At 65.7% G+C, this 15,933-nt stretch carries 17 protein-coding genes; 13 read left to right on the top strand and 4 right to left on the bottom strand.

The annotated features are described in order from the left end of the window. Nucleotides 1–132 precede the first annotated feature (132 nt). On the bottom strand, nt 133–1,314 hold the full coding sequence (gene desA, locus IB273_RS22810; RefSeq protein ID WP_081515215.1) for a delta-9 fatty acid desaturase DesA: 1,182 nt from the start codon (nt 1,312–1,314) through the stop codon (nt 133–135). Nucleotides 1,315–1,492: 178 nt separating this feature from the next. Between desA and IB273_RS22805 the strand changes: the two genes are divergently transcribed. The 7 genes from IB273_RS22805 (at nt 1,493) to IB273_RS22775 (ending at nt 9,119) form a co-directional block, all read left to right on the top strand. Beyond that, a complete protein-coding gene (locus tag IB273_RS22805) occupies nt 1,493–3,766 on the top strand; it encodes a putative bifunctional diguanylate cyclase/phosphodiesterase (protein ID WP_192225095.1) in 2,274 nt (757 codons plus the stop codon). Nucleotides 3,767–3,906: 140 nt separating this feature from the next. Next, nucleotides 3,907–4,089 carry a sulfur starvation response protein OscA gene (gene oscA, locus IB273_RS22800; RefSeq protein ID WP_017520779.1) on the top strand — a complete coding sequence of 61 codons (183 nt, stop codon included), beginning with the start codon at nt 3,907–3,909 and terminating at the stop codon, nt 4,087–4,089. Nucleotides 4,090–4,257: 168 nt separating this feature from the next. Further along, nucleotides 4,258–5,268 (top strand): sulfate ABC transporter substrate-binding protein, encoded by a 1,011-nt coding sequence (locus IB273_RS22795; RefSeq protein ID WP_192225094.1) that lies wholly within the window; start codon nt 4,258–4,260, stop codon nt 5,266–5,268. Between the two features lie 124 nt (nt 5,269–5,392). Continuing rightward, nucleotides 5,393–6,211 carry a sulfate ABC transporter permease subunit CysT gene (cysT, locus tag IB273_RS22790; RefSeq protein WP_017520777.1) on the top strand — a complete coding sequence of 273 codons (819 nt, stop codon included), beginning with the start codon at nt 5,393–5,395 and terminating at the stop codon, nt 6,209–6,211. A gap of 10 nt (nt 6,212–6,221) precedes the next feature. Continuing rightward, nucleotides 6,222–7,094: a sulfate ABC transporter permease subunit CysW gene (cysW, locus tag IB273_RS22785; protein ID WP_081515211.1), complete on the top strand. Its 873-nt coding sequence runs from the start codon at nt 6,222–6,224 to the stop codon at nt 7,092–7,094. Nucleotides 7,095–7,108: 14 nt separating this feature from the next. Beyond that, nucleotides 7,109–8,098: a sulfate/molybdate ABC transporter ATP-binding protein gene (locus tag IB273_RS22780; protein ID WP_045215470.1), complete on the top strand. Its 990-nt coding sequence runs from the start codon at nt 7,109–7,111 to the stop codon at nt 8,096–8,098. Nucleotides 8,099–8,369: 271 nt separating this feature from the next. Next, the gene (locus IB273_RS22775) at nt 8,370–9,119 is read left to right on the top strand and encodes a sulfite exporter TauE/SafE family protein (RefSeq protein WP_192225396.1); all 750 of its coding nucleotides are present in this window, start codon (nt 8,370–8,372) and stop codon (nt 9,117–9,119) included. Nucleotides 9,120–9,220: 101 nt separating this feature from the next. On the opposite strand, the gene IB273_RS22770 is transcribed toward IB273_RS22775, so the two are convergent. Further along, nucleotides 9,221–9,784, bottom strand: coding sequence for a TetR/AcrR family transcriptional regulator (locus IB273_RS22770; RefSeq protein ID WP_192225093.1), 564 nt, complete (start codon nt 9,782–9,784; stop codon nt 9,221–9,223). A gap of 107 nt (nt 9,785–9,891) precedes the next feature. Here IB273_RS22770 and IB273_RS22765 point away from each other — a divergent pair, with 107 nt between their 5' ends. Continuing rightward, the gene (locus tag IB273_RS22765) at nt 9,892–10,620 is read left to right on the top strand and encodes an SDR family oxidoreductase (protein ID WP_192225092.1); all 729 of its coding nucleotides are present in this window, start codon (nt 9,892–9,894) and stop codon (nt 10,618–10,620) included. A gap of 35 nt (nt 10,621–10,655) precedes the next feature. After that, nucleotides 10,656–11,246: a 2-hydroxychromene-2-carboxylate isomerase gene (locus IB273_RS22760; protein WP_192225091.1), complete on the top strand. Its 591-nt coding sequence runs from the start codon at nt 10,656–10,658 to the stop codon at nt 11,244–11,246. 307 nt (nt 11,247–11,553) lie between these two features. Here the strand turns inward: IB273_RS22760 and IB273_RS22755 are convergent, their stop codons facing one another. Next, nucleotides 11,554–11,955, bottom strand: coding sequence for a hypothetical protein (locus IB273_RS22755; protein ID WP_192225090.1), 402 nt, complete (start codon nt 11,953–11,955; stop codon nt 11,554–11,556). Nucleotides 11,956–12,083: 128 nt separating this feature from the next. Here IB273_RS22755 and IB273_RS22750 point away from each other — a divergent pair, with 128 nt between their 5' ends. Continuing rightward, nucleotides 12,084–12,887, top strand: coding sequence for a helix-turn-helix domain-containing protein (locus tag IB273_RS22750; RefSeq protein ID WP_081515206.1), 804 nt, complete (start codon nt 12,084–12,086; stop codon nt 12,885–12,887). A gap of 6 nt (nt 12,888–12,893) precedes the next feature. Here the strand turns inward: IB273_RS22750 and IB273_RS22745 are convergent, their stop codons facing one another. After that, entirely contained in the window at nt 12,894–13,418 is a 525-nt protein-coding gene (locus IB273_RS22745) for a DUF962 domain-containing protein (protein ID WP_081515205.1), read from the bottom strand. A 74-nt stretch (nt 13,419–13,492) separates the two neighbouring features. Between IB273_RS22745 and IB273_RS22740 the strand changes: the two genes are divergently transcribed. The 3 genes from IB273_RS22740 (at nt 13,493) to IB273_RS22730 (ending at nt 15,929) form a co-directional block, all read left to right on the top strand. Beyond that, nucleotides 13,493–14,182: a Crp/Fnr family transcriptional regulator gene (locus IB273_RS22740; RefSeq protein ID WP_192225089.1), complete on the top strand. Its 690-nt coding sequence runs from the start codon at nt 13,493–13,495 to the stop codon at nt 14,180–14,182. Nucleotides 14,183–14,385: 203 nt separating this feature from the next. Beyond that, complete coding sequence (locus IB273_RS22735; RefSeq protein WP_192225088.1) at nt 14,386–14,883, top strand: outer membrane beta-barrel protein; 498 nt, start codon at nt 14,386–14,388, stop codon at nt 14,881–14,883. Nucleotides 14,884–15,170: 287 nt separating this feature from the next. Then, the gene (locus IB273_RS22730) at nt 15,171–15,929 is read left to right on the top strand and encodes a hypothetical protein (protein ID WP_192225087.1); all 759 of its coding nucleotides are present in this window, start codon (nt 15,171–15,173) and stop codon (nt 15,927–15,929) included. Nucleotides 15,930–15,933: the final 4 nt, after the last annotated feature.

Below are 15,933 nucleotides of genomic sequence, written 5' to 3'. Positions count from 1 at the left end.
AGCATCCTCCCGCTCATTGACCGGGGCTATGACCGCAAACTACGCCAGGCTGCTGCAAATTAAACGAAAAGCCCGCCGAACGGCGGGCTTTTCTGAGACGCATCTCTCAACGTCCTAGGACGTTTCCGCCATTCAGACGGCCGGACGCAGGGAGTAGGTCTTCAGCTGCTCGGCAAACTCGCGCAGGGACTGGATACCGCTGGCTTCCGCCTCGTGCACCCACTGCTTGATCGCGGCGAGCATGTCGTGGCCGTTGGCGCTGGTTTTCACCCAGATCTGCTGCAGGGCCAGACGCTTCTCGTAGATCACCTGCAGGGACTGGCTCTGCGCGAGCAGGTCCTGGATGCGCGCATGGTGGCGCTCTTCCAGCAGGCTGGTTTCACGCGAGAGCAGGCGCTTGGCGCGGCGGAACAGGTGGCGTACCGACTCGTCGGCCTTGGCCAGTTCCTGCTTCACCAGCGGGCCGATCACCAGCTTGCGGTACTGGGCCATGATCTGGAAACGGTTGTTGAGGATGGCCATGGCGGTATCCATGTCCAGGTTGCCCTTGCCTTCCACGCGGTGCGCGATGGGTGCCACGCGGGCAACCTTGGCCAGGCGCAGGAAGCTGAACACCTTGATCCAGGCCCAGCCCAGGTCGAACTCCCACTTCTTCACCGACAGCTTCGCCGAGTTCGGGTAGGTGTGGTGGTTGTTGTGCAGTTCCTCACCGCCGATCAGGATGCCCCAGGGCACGAGGTTGGTGGCGGCGTCGCGGCATTCGAAGTTGCGGTAGCCCACGGCGTGGCCCAGGCCGTTGATGACGCCGGCGGCCCACACGGGGATCCACATCATCTGCACGGCCCAGACGGTCATGCCAAGCACGCCGAACAGCGCGAGGTCGATGATCGCCATCAGCACGATGCCGCCGATCGGGTAGCGCGAGTAGACGTTGCGCTCGATCCAGTCTTCCGGGCAATTCTTGCCGTAGATACGCAGGGTGTCGGGGTTCTCCGCCTCCTTGCGATACAGCTCGGCGCCGGTGCGCAGCACGGTGCCCAGGCCCTTGTACACCGGGCTGTGCGGGTCTTCGGCGGTTTCGCACTTGGCGTGGTGCTTGCGGTGGATGGCGGTCCACTCGCGGGTGTTCATGGCCGTGGTCATCCACAGCCAGAAACGGAAGAAATGCTGCAGCGCCGGATGCAGCTCAAGCGCGCGGTGCGCCGAGTAGCGGTGCAGATAGACGGTGACGCTGACGATGGTGATATGCGTCAGGACCAGGGTGACTGCCACCAGTTGCCAGGGCGACAGGTCAAGGAAACCGTTGTACCACATAGGCGATACTGTACCTCGGAAGGGGGTAGAACTACGCCCTGCTGGGCGCGCTGTACCGGGAAAAGACAGCCGCATTATCACCAAGCAGGTCCGGATTACCATCCGGTCTTTTAGATACGAATGTGGCCACGTGGCCATCATTTATACTGCACAGCCAATAAATCCAACCCACTACCGCATGAATCCTCGCCTCAGCGCCTTGCGCATCAGTCTGTTGTACCTGGCCCTGGGCTCCCTCTGGGTGCTGCTCAGTGACCAATGGTTACAAAAGCTGCTCATCGATCCCGCTTCGCTGATGCACTGGATGGAGGTGAAGAAGTACCTGTTCCTGGCTATCACCTCGCTCGTGCTGTTCTTCCTGCTCTGGCGGCACTTTCGCCGGCAGCACGCCGCCTTCGCCGCGCTGGCCGACAAGGAGCAACGCCTGAGCCGCGCCTTCGCGGTGGTCGAGGACGGCATCTGGGACTGGGACCTGGAAACCCAGCGCGTCCATTATTCCTCCGGCTACGCCAACCTGCTCGGCCTGCCCCTGGAGCACCTGAGCGATGACCTGCTGCTGTGGGAAAATCGCCTGCATCCGGAGGACCGCGCGCGCGTCCTGGCCCTTCACCAGGATTGCCTCCAGGGCCTGAGCACGCGTCTGGAGTGCGTCTACCGCATCCGCCACAGCGACGACACCTACCGCTGGGTTCGCAGCAGTGGCCGCCTGACCCGCGGTGAGGACGGCCGCCCGCTGCGCCTGACCGGCGTCAATCGCGACATCACCCATCAGCGCAGCAACGAAGACCACCTGCGCCAGGCCGCCGCGGTATTCGAGGCGACCCAGGAAGGCCTGCTGGTGACCGACGCGCGCGGCGTGATCGTGCACACCAATCCGTCCTTCTCGCGCATTACCGGCTACAGCGCCGAGGACGTGCTCGGCGGCGAGCCTTCGCTGCTCAAGTCCGGCCGCCAGGACGACGCCTTCTACCAGCGCATGTGGGCCGCCCTGCACGAGAACGGCGTGTGGAGCGGCGAAATCTGGAACCGCCGCAAGAGCGGCGAGGTGTACCCGCAATGGCAGCACATCCGCGCCGTGCGTAATGACGAGGGAGAACTGACCCACTACGTCGCTGTGTTCTCCGACCTCAGCAGCCTCAAGCGCTCGCAGCACGAACTGGATTTCCTCGCCCACCACGACCCGCTGACCGGCCTGCCCAACCGCCTGCTGCTGCGCGAGCGCATCGAGCAGGCGCTGGCCCGTGCCGAGCGCGAACAGAGCGGTGGCGCACTGCTGAGCATCGACCTCGACCACTTCAAGCACATCAACGACAGCCTCGGCCACACCATCGGCGACCTGCTCATCCGCGCGGTGGCCAAGCGCCTGGAAGACTGCCTGGACGAACGCTGCTCCCTGGCGCGACTGGGCGGCGACGAGTTCGCCGTGGTTCTCGAAAGCCAGCAGCCGCACCACGCCAGCAGCCTCGCCCAGCGCCTGCTGGAAGCGATGAGCGCGCCCTTCGAGGTCAATGAACAGATCATCTACATGTCGGTGAGTCTGGGCGTCAGCCTGTTCCCCGAGGACGCGCGCAACGTCGACCACCTGCTGCAGCACGCCGACGCCGCGCTGTTCCAGGCCAAGGCCAGCGGGCGCAACCTCTACGCCTTCTATACCCCCGAGCTGACCGCCCGCGCGCGCTCCCACGTGCAGGTGGAATCGGCGCTGCGCCACGCGCTGGACCACGACGAACTGCGCCTGTACTTCCAGCCGGTGCACGACCTGGCCACCGGCCGCATGGTCGGTGTCGAGTCGCTGGTGCGCTGGCAGCACCCGAGCCAGGGACTGATTCCGCCCAGCGAGTTCATCCCGGTGGCCGAGGAAAGCGGCCTGATCACCGCCATCGACGCCTGGGTACTCGACCAGGCCTGCCGGCAGATGCGCCAGTGGCTGGACGCCGGCGCCGACCTGGACTTCATCGCGGTCAACGTCTCCAGCCGGCTGTTCGGTCGTGGCGGCCTGGAAGAGCGTGTGGCCCTGGCGCTGGAGCAGAGCGGCCTGGAGCCGCATCACCTGGAGCTGGAAGTCACCGAAAGCGCGGTGATGGAGAACTTCGACCAGGCCCTGGAGCTGCTCTGCCAACTGCGCCTGCTGGGCGTGCACCTGGCCATCGACGACTTCGGCACCGGTTACTCCTCGCTGATGCGCCTCAAGCGCATGCCGGTGCACAAGCTGAAGATCGACCAGGGCTTCGTCGCCGGCCTGCCGGACGAATCCGAGGACGCCGCCATCGCCTGCGCGGTGATCGCCCTGGGCCAGAGCATGGGCCTGCAGGTGGTCGCCGAGGGCATCGAGCGGCCCGACCAGGCCGCCTTCCTCCTCACCCACGCCTGCGATTTCGGCCAGGGTTACTGGTACGGCGCCCCGCAGCCGGCCGACGTCCTGCTCGCGCAATTGCCGCGCGACCCCGCATGAAATCGCGCTAAAAACTTTCTGATATATAAAAATTCTTAAACAGTATTTTTAAGAATATCCAGCTCCTGCCTAAGATGCGCTCACACCGCACGCGCCGTCGATGAAACGGCCGGTGGTAAACCCACTAGGAGCAGATACCCATGAGCGCAACCCTCCGTAGCCTGGACGGCCAGGACGAAGCCAACATCCTGCGCGAAGTGCAGAGCGCCCTGCGTGGCCTGCGTTTCGGCGCCGTCGAGATCACCGTGCACAACGGCCAGGTCGTGCAGATCGAGCGCAAGGAAAAATTCCGCCTGCAGCAGAGCCCCGGCAAGCCTGCCTGAGCCGACGCGCCCCTTTATCAAGGGACATGACTGGACCACCGGAGCGTCGCCATGACCGCCCTGCCCCACCGGTACTGCAGCAGCCAGCCACGAATGCGTGGCTGAGATCGCCCCCGAAAGACCCTGCCAAACAAACATAAAGAACTGCATTTTTTTCAGGAGCTGCACATGTCCATCCGCCGTTTCGCCCTGGCCGCACTGGCCAGCGCACTGATATCCACTGTGGTCGCAGGCCCCGTCTCCGCCGCGACCCAACTGCTCAACGTTTCCTACGACCCGACCCGCGAGCTGTACCAGGCCTACAACGCCGCCTTCATCAAGCACTGGAAGGCCCAGGGTGGTGACGACCTGACCGTGCAGCAATCCCACGGTGGCTCGGGCAAACAGGCCCGCGCCGTGATCGACGGCCTGAAGGCCGACGTGGTGACCCTGGCCCTGGCCGGCGACATCGACGAACTGAACAAGCTGGGCAAGCTGCTGCCCGCCGACTGGCAGGCCCGCCTGCCCGACAACAGCACCCCCTACACCTCGACCATCGTGTTCCTGGTGCGCAAGGGCAACCCCAAGGGCATCAAGGACTGGGCCGACCTGACCAAGCAGGGCGTGGAAGTCATCACCCCGAACCCGAAGACCTCTGGCGGCGCCCGCTGGAACTTCCTGGCCGCCTGGGCCTGGGCGAAGAAGGAATACGGTAGCGACGAGAAAGCCCAGGAATACGTGCAGAACCTGTACAAGCACGTGCCGGTTCTGGACACTGGCGCCCGCGGCTCGACCATCACCTTCGTCAACAACAACATTGGCGACGTGCTGCTGGCCTGGGAAAACGAAGCCTTCCTGGCCAAGAAGGAACAGGGCGGCGAGAACTTCGAGATCATCGTTCCGTCCGTGTCCATCCTGGCCGAGCCGCCGGTGGCCGTGGTCGACAAGACCGTCGACAAGAAAGGCACCCGCAAGGTCGCCGAGGAATACCTGAAGTACCTGTACAGCGAAGAAGGCCAGCGCATCGCCGCGCAGAACTTCTACCGCCCGCGTGATGCCAAGGTCGCTGCCGAGTTCGCCAACCAGTTCCCGAAACTCAACCTGGTGACCATCGACAAGGACTTCGGCGGCTGGAAAGTCGCGCAGCCCAAGTTCTTCAACGACGGCGGCATCTTCGACAAGATCTACCAGGCGCAGTGATGCGCCACCCGCCCGGCCCTGCGCCGGGCGTCCCGATCCGCGCAGGCCGGTGCACAGCCTGGGCGAAAAGGAAAACCCCCGCCCCATGGCGGGGGCTCAACGCGTTCATGAGAAAGGACAGACAATGTCGCGACGCATCTCCCCGGTCATACCCGGCTTCGGGCTGACTCTGGGCTACACCCTGGTGTATCTCAGCCTGTTGGTGCTGATTCCGCTGGGGGCCATGTTCCTCAAGACGACCCAGCTCTCCTGGGATCAGTTCTGGACCATCATCACCGCGCCGCGGGTAATAGCCGCGCTCAAGCTGAGCTTCGGCACCGCGCTGATCGCCGCCCTGATCAACGGCGTGATCGGCACCCTGCTGGCCTGGGTGCTGGTGCGCTACCGCTTCCCGGGACGCAAGATCATCGACGCGATGATCGACCTGCCGTTCGCCCTGCCCACCGCCGTGGCCGGCATCGCGCTCACCGCGCTGTACGCGCCCAACGGCCTGGTCGGCCGCTTCGCCACCGAGATCGGCCTGAAGATCGCCTACACCCCACTGGGCATCACCCTGGCGCTGACCTTCGTGGTGCTGCCGTTCGTGGTGCGCACCGTGCAGCCGGTACTGGCCGATATCCCGCGTGAAGTGGAAGAAGCCGCCGCCTGCCTGGGCGCCAAGCCGCTGCAGGTGTTCCGCCATGTGCTGCTGCCGGCGCTGCTGCCGGCCTGGCTGACCGGCTTCGCCCTGGCCTTCGCCCGCGGCGTCGGCGAGTACGGCTCGGTGATCTTCATCGCCGGCAACATGCCGATGAAGACCGAGATCCTGCCGCTGCTGATCATGGTCAAGCTGGACCAGTACGACTACACCGGCGCCACCGCCATCGGCGTGCTGATGCTGGTCGTCGCCTTCGTCCTGCTGCTGCTGATCAACCTGCTGCAACGCCGCATCGAAACACCCTGAGGAGCGCGCCATGAGTACCGCAAGCCTTTCCGCCGCGGCCGCTGCCAACGCTGCTCGCCGGGGTAATGTCTGGGGCCGCCGCGCCCTGATCGCACTGGCCTGGCTGGCCTTCGCCCTGTTCCTGCTGCTGCCGCTGTTCGTCGTTCTGAGTGAAGCGCTGAAGCAGGGCTTCGGCACCTTCTTCGAAGCCATCCTGGAACCCGACGCGCTGGCCGCGCTGAAGCTGACGCTGATCGCCGTGGGCATCTCGGTGCCGCTGAACCTGGTGTTCGGCATCGCCGCCGCCTGGTGCGTGACCAAGTTCGAGTTCCCCGGCAAGAGCATCCTGGTGACCCTGATCGACCTGCCGTTCTCGGTCTCCCCGGTGATCGCCGGCCTGATCTACGTGCTGCTGTTCGGCGCCCAGGGCTACTTCGGCGAGTGGCTGTCGGACCACGACATCCAGATCGTCTTCGCCGTGCCCGGCATCGTCCTGGCCACCCTCTTCGTCACCTTCCCCTTCGTCGCCCGCGAACTGATCCCGCTGATGCAGGAACAGGGCACCCAGGAGGAAGAGGCCGCGCGCCTGCTCGGCGCCAACGGCTGGCAGATGTTCTGGCACGTGACCCTGCCGAACATCAAATGGGGCCTGATCTACGGCGTGGTGCTGTGCACCGCGCGGGCCATGGGCGAGTTCGGCGCGGTGTCGGTGGTCTCCGGGCACATCCGCGGCGTCACCAACACCCTGCCGCTGCACGTCGAAATCCTCTACAACGAATACAACCACGTCGCCGCTTTCAGCGTCGCCACCCTGCTGCTGCTGATGGCCCTGGTCATCCTGCTGCTCAAGCAGTGGAGCGAGTCGCGCCTGTCCCGTACCAAAGTCAAAGCTGACGATGAATAAGTGAGAGCCACGCCATGAGCATCGAGATCCGTAACGTCAGCAAGAACTTCAACGCCTTCAAGGCGCTGAACGACATCAACCTCGACATCCACAGCGGCGAGCTGGTCGCCCTGCTCGGCCCGTCCGGCTGCGGCAAGACCACCCTGCTGCGCATCATCGCCGGCCTGGAAACCCCGGACGTGGGCAACATCGTGTTCCACGGCGAGGACGTCTCGCAGCACGACGTGCGCGATCGCAACGTCGGCTTCGTGTTCCAGCACTACGCACTGTTCCGCCACATGACGGTGTTCGACAACGTAGCCTTCGGCCTGCGCATGAAGCCCAAGAAGGAGCGCCCGAGCGAAGCGCGCATCGCCGAGAAAGTCCACGAACTGCTCAACATGGTGCAGCTGGACTGGCTCTCCGACCGCTACCCGGAGCAGCTCTCCGGCGGCCAGCGTCAGCGTATCGCACTGGCCCGTGCACTGGCGGTGGAGCCTAAGATCCTGCTGCTCGACGAACCCTTCGGCGCCCTCGACGCCAAGGTGCGTAAAGAGCTGCGCCGCTGGCTTGCACGCCTGCACGAGGAGATCAACCTGACCTCCGTGTTCGTCACCCACGACCAGGAAGAAGCGATGGAAGTCGCCGACCGCATCGTGGTGATGAACAAGGGCGTGATTGAGCAGATCGGCTCCCCTGGCGAGGTCTACGAGAACCCGGCCAGCGACTTCGTCTACCACTTCCTCGGCGACTCCAACCGCCTGCACATCGGCGGTGACGAGCACGTACTGTTCCGCCCGCACGAAATCTCGCTGTCGCGCTCCGAAGTGGCCGAGCACCGTGCCGCCGAAGTCCGCGACATCCGCCCGCTGGGCGCGATCACCCGCGTGACCCTCAAGGTCGACGGCCAGGACGAGCTGATCGAGGCCGAAGTGGTCAAGGACCACGACAGCCTGACCGGGCTGGCCCGTGGCGAGACGCTGTACTTCAAGCCGAAGGCCTACCAGCCGGTGGCGAATATCTGATCGGGCGGGGCTTCCGCACCATGCTCCTGCGCGGGGGCCTGCCCTCTCCCTAACCCTGGCTGCGCGCCCCGCTCCGAAGGGAGAGGGAACCGTTCGGCGAGCGCTGGAACTCCAGTGCCCGCCGCTTGACGCTGAAGGGTGATGATGCAGAGGACAGCTCCCTCTCCCTTCGGATCGGGGCGCGCAGCCAGAGCTGGGGAGCGGGACCGCGCTTTCCCCTGACTGCCAAACCCTCGTATCCTGCCGACCTTGCTTTCAACAAGGCCCGGCCATATTCGACGCCCTCCCCCAGCACCTCGAACTGATCGTTCTCACCTTCCTCCTCGCCGGCCTGGTGAAGGGCGTGGTGGGCCTCGGCCTGCCCACGGTCGCCGTCGGGCTGCTCGGGCTGGTGATGCCGCCGATGCAGGCAGCCGCGATTCTCGTCGTACCCTCTACCGTCACCAACATCTGGCAGCTCGCCGCCGGGCCGCGCTTCCTCGGGCTGCTCAAGCGGATGTGGGGCATGCTGGTCGGCATAGTCATCGGCACCCTGCTGGTGGGCTGGCTGCTGGCAGGGCGCAACTGGCCGGCGGCGACACCGCTGCTGGGTGTGGCGCTGATTCTTTACGCGCTGCTGGGACTGTCGAACAAGCGCTTCAGCGTGGCACCGAAACACGAGCGCTGGCTGTCGCCGCTGATCGGCGTGATCACCGGCGGCGTCACCGCCGTGACCGGCGTCTTCGTGATTCCCGCCGTGCCGTTCCTGCAGGCTCTCGGGCTGGAGAAGGATGACCTGGTGCAGGCACTGGGATTGTCCTTCACCGTCTCGACCCTGGCCCTGGCGATCACCCTCAGCCAGCACGGCTCGCTGCTGCAGGCGGATGTGCTCGGCCTGTCGCTGATGGCGCTGCTGCCGGCACTGGCGGGCATGTACCTGGGCACCTGGCTGCGCTCGCGGATCAGCCCGCTGGCGTTCCGCCGCTGCTTCTTCGGTGGGCTGCTATTGCTCGGTGCAGACCTTGCCATCCGCGGTCTCTGACCCGCGCTGATTGGCTTGCGTAGGGCGCATAACGCCTACGGCGTTATCCGCCATCCCGGCGGATAACCCGTGCCGGGTTATGCGCCCTACGGGATAGCACCTCACTGCTCGTCGAGATGACGGAGCAAAAACTCCCGGCTCGACTCGATGATCGCCTTCTGCGTCTTCTCGCTGGCAACCATCCGCGCCACCACCAGCGCGCCGACGCATTGCGCCAGCAACGCCCAGGCGTCTTCCGGCGAACCCAGCGTCTCGCCCCAGGCCTGCTGCAACTCCAGCAGCGCATCCTCGGCGCTCTGCCGCACGGACTCATCGGCGCGAGCGATCTCCGCGCCCAGCGCCGGAATCGCACAACCGGCGCCAGCGTCCTGCACGTGGGTAACGCTCAGGTAGCGCTTCAGGCCGCGCTCCAGGCGCGCACGATCGAGCACCTTGCCCTTGGCCGCGAGGCGCTCGACGCTCTGCTGCAACTCGCGCTCGACGATGGCGGCGAACAGTTCGTCCTTCGACCCGAAGTGGTTGTAGAACGCCCCGCCGGACAAGCCCACCGCCTTCATCAGCCCGTCCACCCCGGAGGTGGCGAAGCCGCCCTGCTTGGCGAGCGCGCCGCTGCTATCGAGCAGGCGCTGGCGGGTTTCTTCCTTGTGGGTGGCTGAGTAGCGCATCGGGACGACTCCGGCGAAGCGGTTGACGATGTCTCGCAGATTAACATAACGTTCGTTTACCTAACGACCGTTTACCAACTTTCGCGCACCCCGCAGAGGAAACGAGCATGTCGAACAAGAAAGTCGTCCTGGTCATCGGCGCCGGCGATGCCACCGGCGGCGCCATCGCCCGCCGCTTCGCCCGCGAGGGCTACGTCGCCTGCGTCACCCGGCGCTCGGCCGACAAGCTGCAGCCGCTGGTGGAGCAGATCCGCGCCGAGGGCGGCGAGGCCCACGGTTTCGCCTCCGACGCGCGCAAGGAAGAGGCGGTGATCGAGCTGGTGGAAACCATCGAGCGCGACATCGGCCCCATCGAAGCCTTCGTCTTCAACATCGGCGCCAACGTGCCCTGCAGTATCCTCGAAGAGACCGCGCGCAAGTACTTCAAGATCTGGGAAATGGCCTGCTTCTCCGGCTTCCTCACCGGCCGCGAAGTGGCCAAGCGCATGGTCAAGCGCCAGCGCGGCACGATCCTCTTCACCGGCGCCACCGCCGGCCTGCGCGGCGCCTCGGGCTTCGCCGCCTTCGCCGGAGCCAAGCACGGCATCCGCGCACTGGCCCAGAGCATGGCCCGCGAGCTGGGACCGATGGGCCTGCACGTCGCCCACGTTGTCGTCGATGGCGCCATCGATACCGAATTCATCCGTGAGACCTTCCCCGAGCGCTACGCGCTGAAGGACCAGGACGGCATTCTCGATCCCGAGCATATCGCCGACAGCTACTGGTACCTGCACTCCCAGCCGCGCGATGCCTGGACCTTCGAACTGGACCTGCGCCCCTGGATCGAGCGCTGGTAATCCGCCCATAACGACAACAAGAAAGAGAGCCACTCATGAGCAAGAGCGTCGAGTTCTATTTCGATTTCGGCAGCCCGACTTCCTACCTGGCGTATACCCAGCTGCCAGCGATCTGCGCCGAGGCAGGAGCCGGGCTGGTCTATCGCCCGGTGCTGCTGGGCGGCGTGTTCCAGGCCACCGGCAATGCCTCGCCCATCGCCATCCCGGCCAAGGGCCGCTACACGATGATCGACATGTTGCGCTTCGCCCGCCGCTACGGCGTGCCGCTGAAGATGAACCCGTACTTCCCGATCAACACCCTGACCCTGATGCGCGCCGCCACCGGCGTGCAGCTGCGCCAACCGGAACGCTTCGACGCGCTGCTGGCTTGCGTGTTCAAGGGCATGTGGGTGGACGCGCTGAACCTGGGCGACCCGGCGGTGCTCGGCCCGTTGCTGGCCGAGGCGGGTTTCGACCCCCAGGCGCTGCTGGCGCTGACCGCTGAGCAGGAAGTGAAGGACGCGCTGAAGGCCAACACCGAGGCGGCAATCAAACGCGGGATGTTCGGCGCACCGACCATGTTCGTCGGTGACGAGATGTTCTTCGGCCAGGACCGCCTCGATTTCGTCCGCGAAGCCCTGGCGTAAATCAGTTCGCACCCGAAGAGCTGCCGACGAGCAGCAACGTAGGATGGTGTGGAGCGCAGCGATACCCATCGATTCCGTGCACCGACCGCATGGGTATCGCTTCGCTCCACGCCATCCTACAAAGCGTTATCGACGAAGCCCGGCGTAAGGCGGTTCGCGAGCAAGAACTGGCGTCCCCCTCGCCCCTACGAAGAGCACTCCGGCGCTGACCTGTAGCACCGTAGGGCGCATAACCTGGAACAGGTTATCCGCCGGCTCCTGTCCGGCGGATAACGCTGACGCGTTATGCGCCCTACGGGTTGCGCAGTCACAAGGCCAGGACAGCCGACCGGCGCAGGCCGAAGAACTCCAGCTCCGCCAGCAACAGGACCACCAGCGCCTGGCCGATGACGAAGGCGTAGCCCAGGGCGGTCGGCTGCACGTAGCCGGTCACCAGCAGGGCGATGCTCTCCACCACCCACAGCGCGTTCAGGGCGATGACCGCCCAGACGCCGGTGCGCGACAGAACGCTCTGATTGCTCATCCAGTAGAGCACCAGCGCCAGCGGCAGGAGCACGATGCCGGCCACCAGCAACAGCACGAAGGGCAGGCCCAACAGTTCGCCCAGCGGTTGCGCGGCGAGGGCCATCAGCAGGCCCATGGCGCCACCGGCGATGGCATCGACTTTCAGGGTCAGGCGAAGCAGCGGGGAGGATTGCAGCAGAGTCATGGCGAAGCTCCTTCACGGGTCGCCACCGGTTGGCGGCGTGTGGCTGAAGAATCCGCCCGGGACGTAGGGGCGTCGATTACCTGCCAGGTAATGGCCGTTACCGGGCAGCAGGTCTATCGTTCGAAGCCATGAACAGATCAGCCCACGAAAACCCGGCCCAACCAGTCGGCGCCCTGCTCCGCCAATGGCGCCAGCGCCGCCGGCTCAGCCAGCTCGACCTCGCCTGCGACGCGGAGATTTCCACGCGCCACCTGAGCTTCGTCGAAACCGGCCGCGCCCTGCCCAGCCGCGAGATGCTCCTGCACCTGGCCGAACAGCTGGACATCCCCCTGCGCGAACGCAACCGCCTGCTCAGCGCCGCCGGCTACGCCCCGGTGTACTCGGAGAAGGGCCTGGACGACCCGGCATTGACGGTAGCCCGGCAGGCCATCGATCAGTTGCTCAAGGCCCACGAGCCAAACCCGGCGATGGTGGTAGACCGCCACTGGAACCTGCTGGCGTCCAACCGCACGGTGGACATTTTCCTGATCGGCGTCGACCCGGAACTGCTGCAGCCGCCGATCAACGTGCTGCGCATGAGCCTGCACCCCAAGGGCCTGGCACCGCGCATTCTCAATCTCGGGCCGTGGAAGGCGCATGTGGTGGAGCGCCTGCAGCGCGACTTCGAAGCCAGCGGCGACCCCGCGTTGGCGGCGTTGCGCGACGAAGTGGCAGGCTACCCGGCACCGCCCTACGACGAGGCGGCCAGCGGCGACATGGTGCTGATCCCGGTGCAGCTGCAGACAGAGCTGGGCGTGTGCAGCCTGATCGGCACCATCACGGTGTTCGGCACACCGGTGGATGTGACACTGTCGGAGCTGGCCCTGGAAACCTTCTTCCCGGCCGACCCCGACAGCGCGCGCATCCTGCGCCAGCTCAGCGGTACGGAATAAGGCGGATCAGGCAGTCGCCTTCTTCTCGCGGATGCAGGTGGGGCCGGCGCGCTCTTCCACGGCGTGGCGCACTTCATCGCGCAGGCCCAGCAGGAAGGCCGCTTCGGCGGCGACGAACAGCGGGCCGACGATCAGCCCGGTGAGGTCATCGACGAACGCCGGCTTGCGCCCTTCGTACCAGTGGCCGACGAACTGGATGATCCAGCCCACGACGAACAGGCCGATACCCCAGGTGAGCCAGTAGGCGGTGCTGCCGGCGGCAAAGCCGGCGCCCAGCCACAGCGACAGCGCCAGCAGCGCGGTCATCAGCAGGCCGAAACGCAGGTCCAGGCGCAGGTAGAAGACCACCGAGGCCAGCGCCAGCAACGTGGCGGGCGAGACCAGCAGGCCGGCCAACTCGAAACCGGGGCGCGACAGCAGGGTGGCGATGGCCAGCACGATCATCGGAATCCCGATGAAATGGCTGACGATGTTCCGCCGGTCACGGTGGTAGGCGGCATATTGGGCAAGGTGATCGACCAGAGTTTTCATTGTTGTTCTCCCGCAAGGTACTGGCATGATGGCGATCTGTGCCTTGCCACTCTGTCAGCTAGCCGACATTGCCCATGACCGACGCCAAGCCCTACCTCGCCTGCCTGCAAGATGGCCGCTGGTTCCAGACCCTCCCCGAGGGGCTGCGCCAGGCCCTGTGCGACGCGGCCGTGGTGCGCCGCCTGCCCGCCGGCCAGCGTCTGTTCGCCCGTGGCGATGCGCCGTGCGGCCTGTATTGCGTGGTGGAAGGCGCGATGCGCGTCAGCGTGGTCGGCGAGACCGGCAAGGAAGCCTTACTGGCCCTGGTGGAAGCGCCCAACTGGTTCGGCGAGATCTGTCTGTTCGACGGCCAGCCGCGCACCCACGACGCCTACGCCGAGGGCGCCACCGTATTGCTGCAGGTGCCCCTGGCGCCGCTGCAGGCGCTGCTGGCGCAGCACCCGGAATTCTGGCGAGATTTCGCCCTGCTGATGAGCCACAAGCTGCGCATCACCTTCGCCGTGCTGGAGGAGCTGTCGCTGTTGCCGGCCGCGCCGCGCCTGGCCCGGCGTCTGCTGATGATCGCCGAAGGCTACGGCGAGTCAGCCACCGCCAAGCGCGAGCTGCACCTGCCGCAGGAGCAACTGGCGGCCATGCTGTCGCTGTCGCGGCAGACCACCAACCAGATCCTCAAGGAGCTGGAAGCCCAGGGCATCGTGCGCCTGAGCTATGGCGGCATCGAGATACTGGACCGCGAACGCCTGCGCCAGGCCGCCCACGCCTGACGCTCGCCGACAGCCTCCAGAACGGCAGCCTCTAGAACAAAAGCCAGACGACTCTCGACAAGCTTCGATGGTCGCGCACGCCACCACCCCGCTCTAATGCCCCCGCCGCTGCGCCGGAGTCGAAAAGCCCGCGCCAGAGCGGCACCCAACCCTCCGCAAGACAGCAAGGCGGCCGGCCTCCACGCCGGCCGCAAGGGAATCCTATGCGCCTTTCGAAACTCCTCTGCGCCCTCGCCCTGACCGCCCCGGCCCTGGCGATGGCCGACGACAGCGGCCTCTACGTCGGTGGCGGCGTCACCCGCCTCGAGATCGACGACCGCTCCTTCGATGACCAGGACGACAGCTACAAGCTGTACGCCGGCTACCGCCTGAACAACTACCTGTCTCTGGAAGGCGCGGTGGTCGACTTCGGCAACATGAGCGACGGCAAAAAGCACTTCGACGGCGAATCACTGCAAGCCAACGTGCACCTGGGCTTCCCCATCGGCCAGCGCATCCGCCTGTACGGCATTGCCGGCGTGCATGCCTGGCACGCCGATGACGACGCCGCCGGCAAGTCCGACGACGTGGACCCGCTCTACGGCTTCGGCGGCGAACTGGACGTGATTGGCGGCCTGGGCGTGCGCCTGGAGCAGGAATACCTGGACGTCGGCGACATCGACCTCGACCAGACCACCCTTTCCGCCTACTGGCGCTTCTGACGCCAGCCTGCCCCTCAAGCCCGGCGGAAGGTCCGGCTCTCTCCCCAGAGCAGTCCTCCCCCTCCTGACCTTCCGCCGGCACCTTCACCCGTACAGAGCCCCCCGTACAAAGAATCCCCCGCACCCCGGCGTCGTCCGCACCAGGCATCACCTGCACAAATCACTCTTTCGGTCGGTTGCAGCGGCTTCGTTCGCGGCTAGCCTAGGGATAGCTGCGTTTCTGGCGCCAAAAAGACACACATCCGGCGAATCGCGCGGCTCACAATAACAATAAGGACGCCTCCGCCATGTTCGATATCGTTCGTGGGTTCATGCTGTGCTGTTTCGGACTCTTCGCCCTCGCCGCCCAGGCCAACCTCCCCAGCGAGGAACTGCAGCTGCAGACCCTGCAGGTCTATACCTGCCGCTCGATCAACAGCCTGTTGCTGTTGCGCGGCGAAGGCTTCCAGGAAGGTCACGCCGCCCAGCTGGAGAAGGACCTGGCCACGCTGGACAATACCGTCAAGGCCTACCCCAAGGCTGACGATGCCCTGCGCAAGGCCCATGCGGAGTTCGTTACCCAGATTCGCAACGGCGTTTCCTACGGCCCCAAGGAAGAAGATATGCCCTGGCGCTACAACCAGGACCTGAGCCGCTCCCTGCGCGATCTGCTCACCCAGATCGAACGTTTCGTCCCCGCCACCGCCGACGCCAGCCAGATTCCGTTGTGGGAGCTGCCGGTGCGCGTGGAGTACCTCGCCACCCAGTACCTGGGGCGCGCCTATATCAGCGGCCTGGAGCTGGCCCGCGAGCAGCCGCAGGAATACCTCGGCCAGGACGAGGGCGTACTGGTGCCGCTGCTGACCCAGCGTATCGACCAGCTGCCCGACAGCGACGCGACCAAGAAACTGCGCACCCGCTGGGAGTACCTGAGCAAGGCGCTGCTGGACATGAACAGCAAGAGCAACAGCGGCGTCAGCGCTTCCGGCCGGCCCTGGGCGCCGATCATCGTCGATCGCAACGCCCGCGCGGTCTCCGGCCAGCTCATGCTGATCAGCCAGCAGTAGCGCC

Source organism: Pseudomonas sp. PDM19, from assembly GCF_014852215.1.
Taxonomy (GTDB): domain Bacteria; phylum Pseudomonadota; class Gammaproteobacteria; order Pseudomonadales; family Pseudomonadaceae; genus Pseudomonas.
The sequence above is the reverse complement of the archived record's forward strand: the minus strand, read 5'-3'. Positions and strand labels throughout refer to the sequence as shown.

Coding starts and splice junctions, on each gene's coding strand:
- IB273_RS22740 (WP_192225089.1), top strand. CDS start 13,493: ATGACCGACGCCAAGCCCTACCTCGCCTGCCTGCAAGATGGCCGCTGG.
- cysW (WP_081515211.1), top strand. CDS start 6,222: ATGAGTACCGCAAGCCTTTCCGCCGCGGCCGCTGCCAACGCTGCTCGC.
- desA (WP_081515215.1), bottom strand. CDS start 1,314: ATGTGGTACAACGGTTTCCTTGACCTGTCGCCCTGGCAACTGGTGGCA.
- IB273_RS22805 (WP_192225095.1), top strand. CDS start 1,493: ATGAATCCTCGCCTCAGCGCCTTGCGCATCAGTCTGTTGTACCTGGCC.
- IB273_RS22730 (WP_192225087.1), top strand. CDS start 15,171: ATGTTCGATATCGTTCGTGGGTTCATGCTGTGCTGTTTCGGACTCTTC.
- IB273_RS22760 (WP_192225091.1), top strand. CDS start 10,656: ATGAGCAAGAGCGTCGAGTTCTATTTCGATTTCGGCAGCCCGACTTCC.
- IB273_RS22735 (WP_192225088.1), top strand. CDS start 14,386: ATGCGCCTTTCGAAACTCCTCTGCGCCCTCGCCCTGACCGCCCCGGCC.
- IB273_RS22765 (WP_192225092.1), top strand. CDS start 9,892: ATGTCGAACAAGAAAGTCGTCCTGGTCATCGGCGCCGGCGATGCCACC.
- oscA (WP_017520779.1), top strand. CDS start 3,907: ATGAGCGCAACCCTCCGTAGCCTGGACGGCCAGGACGAAGCCAACATC.
- IB273_RS22755 (WP_192225090.1), bottom strand. CDS start 11,955: ATGACTCTGCTGCAATCCTCCCCGCTGCTTCGCCTGACCCTGAAAGTC.
- IB273_RS22770 (WP_192225093.1), bottom strand. CDS start 9,784: ATGCGCTACTCAGCCACCCACAAGGAAGAAACCCGCCAGCGCCTGCTC.
- IB273_RS22750 (WP_081515206.1), top strand. CDS start 12,084: ATGAACAGATCAGCCCACGAAAACCCGGCCCAACCAGTCGGCGCCCTG.
- cysT (WP_017520777.1), top strand. CDS start 5,393: ATGTCGCGACGCATCTCCCCGGTCATACCCGGCTTCGGGCTGACTCTG.
- IB273_RS22795 (WP_192225094.1), top strand. CDS start 4,258: ATGTCCATCCGCCGTTTCGCCCTGGCCGCACTGGCCAGCGCACTGATA.
- IB273_RS22780 (WP_045215470.1), top strand. CDS start 7,109: ATGAGCATCGAGATCCGTAACGTCAGCAAGAACTTCAACGCCTTCAAG.
- IB273_RS22745 (WP_081515205.1), bottom strand. CDS start 13,418: ATGAAAACTCTGGTCGATCACCTTGCCCAATATGCCGCCTACCACCGT.